Origin of the sequence: Niveispirillum sp. SYP-B3756, from assembly GCF_009495745.1 — a bacterium.
Taxonomy (GTDB): Bacteria; Pseudomonadota; Alphaproteobacteria; order Azospirillales; family Azospirillaceae; genus Niveispirillum.
Genome location: NZ_WIDQ01000040.1, coordinates 1 through 5,692, shown reverse-complemented (window position 1 = coordinate 5,692; position 5,692 = coordinate 1). Strand labels below are relative to the sequence as shown.

Here is a 5,692-nt window from a genome sequence, read left to right as displayed (position 1 = left end):
GCTGATACCAGAGGCGGGCCTGGGCGGCTTCCCGGTCGATGGCAGCCTGTGCCCCTTCCAGCAGCCTCCGCATCTCCTCTTCAGCCCCTTCTACCGTCAGCAGGGCTTGCAGATAGGCCAGTCCCGCGCGGCTGGCCGCCATGCGGGCCTTTGCCTTCGTCGCGTCTCCAATTGGGAAACCTGAGATTTCCCCCATTGCCGTGATGCACCTTGCGATTTCGTCGCTTATGGCCCCGGCGATATCCGGTCTGGCCGCCACCCGCTCCCGCACAGCATCTATATTTTCAAGTGCTTCATCTTCAGCATCATTTATTTCCCCATCACCCATTACAAAGGCGTCAAAATCGTTATCTTGCATTCTACTGGCCTCCCAAATAAATAGCGGCGCTATCGGATCTGACAGCGCCGCTATATACACCGCGATTACTTCCCTACACTTGCGCCGCAAGCTGTTTTCAGGCATTCACCGAAGCCATTGAAAAGGCTTGCAAATCGCTGAAACAAAATCTCCGAAACGGTCGCACCCTGCCTCACGTCCGCATATTTTTTTTCTTTGGCGGTGGCCGGGCATATTCGGGTTCCGGCACGCTGGCCCACATGCGGGACAGGTGCCGCCTGATCGTGCGGCGCTGAGCCGCCGCGTAAAGTTCCGTCGTTTCCAAACGGGAATGGCCGAGGATGGATTGTATCAACCGGATCGGAATATCCGCGTCGAGGTCCAGCGTAGCCATGGTGTGGCGCAGTGCGTGCGGGTGGCAGAGCGGGCCGGGTACACCGGCGGCGCTCATCACCGCCCCGACCCACCGCCAAGCGGTGGAGCGAGAGACGTTGAACAGAGGCCCTGCCCCCTGGTTATCCGCGCGCTTCCGCAGCGCGCGGGCCAAACTGGGCGGGATCGGGACTGTCCGTATAGGGGGAAGCTGACCGGGGCGCGGTCGCTGTTTCAGGGTCGGCAGCAGCAGTGCAGCATCCTGCAGATCGGCATCGTCCAGATCAGCGGGAGATATGGCCAGAGCCTCCGAAACGCGGGCTCCCGAATACAGGAGCGTCAGCGCCAACAGGCCAGCCGCGCCATAGCGCGGGGCGGTCTCAATCAGTCGGCCCGCTTCCCCCACGGTCAGGTATTTCCGGGGGTACTGGCGGCGCAGCTTGCACCTCCTCTCGTTACAATTTTGGGATTTTCATCCTATACCTATCATGCGGATTGGCCGCATGTGTAGGAGGATATCTTGGACTGGATGCAGCATTGGAAGGGTGAATTGGCGCGGCATGACCTGCCATCGCTCCGGGCGTGTGTGCAGGCAGCGATTGAGCGGCTGGACGATATGCAGCCGGACCCCGACCTTGAGCCGGACCCCGACCTTGAGCCGGACGCGGACGCAGAGCCCGACGGCCCATGCATCATGGGGTTCAGCCTGCGTTGAGGGGCTTTGCGATCCTGGCGGGCTCCCGCCCGCCCGTGCCTCCGGCGGGGATATTTATGGCCAGCCTGCGGGGGACGAAGGCAGGAAAGGCCCGATGGGCGCGCGAGCGAAGCGAGCGCCTGTAGACGCCCTGGCCGCCTGTGATCCGGCCCCCTGGTCAGCCCCCATCGTGCCGCCGTGCCGGGTGCGCGGTTACGTCCGCGCACCCGGTGCGGCGGAACCCCCGGCGGGGCGGGAGGCTGGAGAGTGACGCAGCACCCCCCGCCCCCTGGGAGCCTGGGCACTCTGCCGGAGCGTAGCGAGGCAGTGTGCCCAGGCGGCGGGGGCGGGGCGAAGGGGCGCGGGGCGCAGGTGCCCCCCGGCGGCGTGGCGCGGCCCGTGCTGGCGTGCGAGGGCGCGCCAGTGCCCGGAGCCGCCATAGCACGGGACGTGACGCGCCAGAGGGGGAGCGCGTGCGCCCCCTGCGGGCTGGCCCTCTGCCGTAGCGCAGCGCAGGCAGCGGGCCAGCCCGCCAGGGCCGTGCCCCACCCCCGCCCCCGCCCGGCCCTGCGGCCTGCCCCCTGCCCTGCCCTGCCCAGGCGGGGGCGGGGGTGGGGCACACCAGCGCAGGCCGCCGCAGGCGATGAGCCCCCGCCCCGCCCCGCACGCGCGCGAGAAAGCAAATATAATGCGCGCGATAAGGTCGGATTATGGAAACCGCGGAGGCGGCGCGGAGCGTAGCGGAGCGATGCGCAGGACCGTAGCGGAGCGGAGGGACCAGCATTTTCCATAAACCAGCCTTATCGCGAGCATGGATTTGCGCGCGCGTGTGCGGGGCGGGGCGGGGGCGGGGGGCAGGATAGAGACCATGCAGGGCCGGCGGCCTGGGGGCGGCATGAGCCGTGCCGGGTGGGGCGGCGCGCAGTGCCGGCCCGCCCGATCTGGCACGGGGCATGACGCCCGCACGCACAGCAGAGCCAGGACCGCCCCCGCCGCGCTCCCGCTGGCCAGCCTGCACCCGCTCCCGCTGCTGCCGGGCCTGGGGGCGCGGTGACCTGCCGGGGGCCGCTCCCGGCCCGTCCGACGGGCTCCCACGAGGAGCGGACCCCGGCAGCCGCCGCGCTTGCTCCCCCGGGTGCAGCCCGGCGCGGGGCAGCCTGGGAGCGCTCAGGACAGCAGGCCCCTACTACGCCCCCCCCATCTCCCCGGTCTCCGGTGCGCCGTTGAAAGAGGGGTGGGGGCGGTCAGCCCGGCGCGGGCCGGTGGTGACGCGCAGCGGCACCCCGGCCCTTGAGGGGCGGGGGAGCCCGACCGCGAAGCGGACGGGCGAGGGATTGCCCCCGCGCCATAGCGCGGGGGCCGGCCTGAGCCCCCGAAGGGGGCGAGGGACGGGACGCTTGGGGGAAGGGCCGGCGGCTGGGGCAGGCCCACGGCCTGGTCAAACGGCTTCGGCCAAAATATGCGGGTCTGGCCGCCTTCTCCGCCTTTGCCGTGGCGCTTTCTCCAAAATCGCAGGGGCATTTTTCGCAATTAGACCAACGGCTTGCGCTGGGATCGGGGCAAGACCCCTCTCAATATCGGCATATTGCCGTAGCGATTTGTCCAGCGCCTTCGCCGCTTCGGCCTGGGTCAGCCCCAGAGAGAGACGGAAAAGGCGCAACTGCCGTGCAAAGTCGACGATCATTTCGGCCCCTCCTATCCACAGTGCTGGCCCTGCTCTACTACGCCTGCCCGCAATCTTGGCGCAATGCGGTTACTCGTGTATTCACCCGGTCCCCGCCAGCGCCCATGACCCTACGGCATAGGCCAATAGGATGCAAATCCTAAACGTCATAGGACGAAATACCTATGACGTCAAAAAGGCGAGCAAATCCGCCGTCAATCATCCCACGACCTGGGCGGGCTGGCGACTGTCCATCCGCACAGTCCTACGCCCGAGCAAGGTAATATGACCACAGGGGGGCATATGACAATGGCGGCTCAGAATAGGGGCCGCTGCTGCCAGTCCAGCCACCGCACCCGCCGGCCCTGGTTGCGCGCCACCCATTCTACGAGGCACGCGGGGCACAGCCAGTCATGCCGCCCGTCTATCGGGATCGCCCAGCGCTGCGGTTCATCCGTGAGGCCGTGGCCCATCACATATTGCGCCCCGCCCGGCTTCTGCCGGCTGCACTTCAGATGCACGGTGCAGGCGGGCGGCTGGTGGCGCATGACCTGTTCGCGCCGGTCCCATAGGTCCATCACGATCCAGCGCGGGATATCCCGTTCCTCCAGGCGGGCCGGCAAATGGCGATCTTCCCACGATGGCCTATCCGGCTGGGCAGCAGCCTCCCGCGCTGTGCGGCGCGCAATCTCGATATCACGAGCAGCAAGGAGCCGATCCGCCTCCAGGCGCCGCAGGTGCTGGGCACGGTGAAACCGGCGGCCTGGGCTCTGGCCTACCATGACGGCCCCCATTCAGCATAGCGCCCGGCGGACGGATCGAAGCGAAACCAGCGCGTAGCCCCATCCCTGATATCTGTCCCGTCTGCGTCCGGGTCCAGGTCATCAGCCGTTGCGGGGTCATCATCCCTTTCGATGTTCTTGATGCCCTTGCGGATGGTGCCGCCGAGGCATACGGCGCGGCTTTTGCTTAACTGCTGGGCGGCTTCCACGATCCATGGAGCATCGCCTACGAGGTCGGCGCGCTTGACCGTGTACTTCGTAACCTCCCGAAATGCATCGTCTTTCTTGCCCCGCACAGCGCGGATATCAACGATGGGCCAATAGTCCAGTTCGGCAGATTCCTGCCACATCTTGGCCCATTGCTCTTGGTGCAAATATTGGGGGTTCGATTTCTGAAAATAGTTTGATGGGACTTGGATCAGCGCATGGATGTGCGGATGGGCGTTCCCGTCTTGCCCCCTGGTCACTTCGACCGACCGCAGATAGCCGGTGCCCGGCCATGTCCGGCGGCGGATGAGCCGATGCCAGCCCTCTGCCATCTGGCCCAGGTTTTCCCGCAGTTCCCCGACAGCGCAGTTTCGCACCGTCAGCGACAGGAAGATCAGCCGGCCTTTCAGCCTGTCCCCCAGCCCGCCCACGCGGGCCTGCCATATCCGGGAGCGCCGCCATTGGCAGCAGGGGCACAGCCGCACCCCGCAATAGGAGCCCCTGGCCATGTACCAGTTTCGTTCCCCTGGCCTGAGAGCGATGTTCGTTGAGCATTGGTCGATGCGGTCAGCCCAGCCGGCCAGAGGCGAGCCGGGCCGATCATGGGCGCGGAAAATAGCCGCAAGCTCTTGCGCCGCTGCCCTGCGGGCGGCCCAAGTGGATAGCGTCTGGTCTATGGATGGAGGAGGCGCTATGATGCTGGCGGCCGCTGGCGAGCGGCTCAATATCTGGTCTCCGGGTGAGAGGTTGGGACTAGCGGTAGGGCCAAGCTACACATCAGAAACCGGATACGGCAAGGGCGGCGTTAAGCCGCCCTTCGCATTTTTACGGCTCCGAATAAAATCAATGACTTACAGACGCTTAAATATGCGGTTTTTCGGTCATTGGGGGCGCGACAGTTATCACCTACGTATCAAGGAAAGGTGTAGGGGGGGACTCCACCCCGCCGCGTCGCCCCTGACGGCCTAATATGCGGCCACACCGCACACCTTGCGAAAAGCCCCCTACTTGTGCCATTCTCGGCCCACGGTACAGGCGGGGACGCCGATGGCCGTGCCAGACTGCGGACCCCCCAGCGCCACGGCGCGGGGGGTTCTTTCGTTTCAGGGGCTGGCACCGCAGAACAGGTCGATATCATCCATGACGGCACGTCGCAGGCTGGCCGGCAGCATCGCCCATAGCTGCATATCGCCATATGCGCGCATTTGGATCGGCAGCGCATTCCGCGCGCCGGTGGCCAGCGCCACCGCGATTTTCCCGGCATCGTCCAGCCGCCCCCATGCTTTCGCGGGCGTGTCCATCCCCAGCCTTTCCAGGCCGCGTACTGCGCTGAGATCGCCGCGCTCTCGCATCGACTGGATGCAGGCCCTGATATCGGCTGGCAGGGCAGGCGCAGCCGGGGCCGGCAGGGCGTAGAGGTCAACCGCATCGGTGATGCCCCCCGTACTCTCCCGCGCCTCCTGTAGCTGCCTGTCCAGCGAGGCGGCGTCCCGCTCTGCCTTCATGGCCCGCTGATACCAGAGGCGGGCCTGGGCGGCTTCCCGGTCGATGGCAGCCTGTGCCCCTTCCAGCAGCCTCCGCATCTCCTCTTCAGCCCCTTCTACCGTCAGCAGGGCTTGCAGATAGGCCAGTCCCGC

The 5,692-nt window shown here is 66.4% G+C and carries 8 protein-coding genes; 2 read left to right on the top strand and 6 right to left on the bottom strand.

Translation table 11 applies throughout. From position 1 onward, the window contains the following. Window positions 1–463, bottom strand: a 463-nt coding sequence (locus tag GE253_RS25540; RefSeq protein ID WP_153206972.1) for a hypothetical protein, incomplete at its 3' end; no start/stop codon positions are given. Between the two features lie 67 nt (window positions 464–530). Further along, window positions 531–1,115 carry a site-specific integrase gene (locus GE253_RS25535; protein WP_173012840.1) on the bottom strand — a complete coding sequence of 195 codons (585 nt, stop codon included), beginning with the start codon at window positions 1,113–1,115 and terminating at the stop codon, window positions 531–533. Between the two features lie 114 nt (window positions 1,116–1,229). On the opposite strand from GE253_RS25535, the gene GE253_RS25530 reads away from it, so the two are divergent. Continuing rightward, window positions 1,230–1,424 carry a hypothetical protein gene (locus tag GE253_RS25530; RefSeq protein WP_153206970.1) on the top strand — a complete coding sequence of 65 codons (195 nt, stop codon included), beginning with the start codon at window positions 1,230–1,232 and terminating at the stop codon, window positions 1,422–1,424. Between the two features lie 94 nt (window positions 1,425–1,518). Beyond that, window positions 1,519–1,674 (top strand): hypothetical protein, encoded by a 156-nt coding sequence (locus GE253_RS25525; RefSeq protein ID WP_153206969.1) that lies wholly within the window; start codon window positions 1,519–1,521, stop codon window positions 1,672–1,674. A 1,167-nt stretch (window positions 1,675–2,841) separates the two neighbouring features. Here GE253_RS25525 and GE253_RS25520 read toward each other — a convergent pair. The 4 genes from GE253_RS25520 to GE253_RS25975 form a co-directional block, all read right to left on the bottom strand. Next, window positions 2,842–3,087, bottom strand: a complete 246-nt coding sequence (locus GE253_RS25520; protein WP_153206968.1) for a helix-turn-helix transcriptional regulator — start codon at window positions 3,085–3,087, stop codon at window positions 2,842–2,844. Window positions 3,088–3,383: 296 nt separating this feature from the next. After that, a complete protein-coding gene (locus GE253_RS25515) occupies window positions 3,384–3,848 on the bottom strand; it encodes a hypothetical protein (RefSeq protein ID WP_153206967.1) in 465 nt (154 codons plus the stop codon). Continuing rightward, window positions 3,842–4,564: a protein rep gene (locus GE253_RS25510; protein ID WP_247878875.1), complete on the bottom strand. Its 723-nt coding sequence runs from the start codon at window positions 4,562–4,564 to the stop codon at window positions 3,842–3,844. The genes GE253_RS25515 and GE253_RS25510 overlap by 7 nt, the downstream gene beginning before the upstream one ends. A 594-nt stretch (window positions 4,565–5,158) precedes the next feature. Continuing rightward, a partial coding sequence (locus tag GE253_RS25975) for a hypothetical protein (protein WP_173012839.1) occupies window positions 5,159–5,692 on the bottom strand: 534 nt, incomplete at its 5' end.

Bases quoted from the DNA above. Each gene is read 5' to 3' on its own strand.
- GE253_RS25520 (WP_153206968.1), bottom strand. From the start codon at position 3,087: ATGATCGTCGACTTTGCACGGCAGTTGCGCCTTTTCCGTCTCTCTCTG.
- GE253_RS25525 (WP_153206969.1), top strand. From the start codon at position 1,519: ATGGGCGCGCGAGCGAAGCGAGCGCCTGTAGACGCCCTGGCCGCCTGT.
- GE253_RS25510 (WP_247878875.1), bottom strand. From the start codon at position 4,564: ATGGCCAGGGGCTCCTATTGCGGGGTGCGGCTGTGCCCCTGCTGCCAA.
- GE253_RS25515 (WP_153206967.1), bottom strand. From the start codon at position 3,848: ATGGTAGGCCAGAGCCCAGGCCGCCGGTTTCACCGTGCCCAGCACCTG.